Source organism: Vibrio sp. HI00D65 (assembly GCF_001635455.1).
Classification (GTDB): Bacteria; Pseudomonadota; Gammaproteobacteria; order Enterobacterales; family Vibrionaceae; genus Vibrio.
In genome coordinates this window covers 1-236 of record NZ_LWEH01000547.1, presented here as the reverse complement: position 1 = coordinate 236, position 236 = coordinate 1, and the positions used below count along the sequence as shown (strand labels likewise).

Annotated in this window: 1 protein-coding gene; it reads left to right on the top strand. The window is 40.7% G+C overall.

Annotated features, from left to right (window positions below; translation table 11 throughout):
- Positions 1-209: hypothetical protein (locus tag A3712_RS28510; protein WP_231891881.1), on the top strand; the 209-nt coding region annotated here is incomplete at its 5' end.
- Between the last annotated feature and the right edge of the window lie 27 nt (positions 210-236).

The following is a 236-nucleotide window of genomic DNA, read 5'->3' as shown; positions in this document are numbered from 1 at the left end:
TTGACCAAGGAGCACTAAAAAAAGCAGTGATTACATCAGTACCAATGAAGGGTAATGAATTTCACGTGCATTTCGTATCAAAGCAGGGAGACAACATTGTTTGTGTCAAAGCTCGCTCAAACATTGAAAGGGTTTTTAAGTCTCTCGATGCTGCTGTATCGCTAGTCCAAAAGGTTGGCTTCAAGAAAAACATAGAGGTACAGCTATGAGTGAGAACACAGAGAAAAAGCCACCTA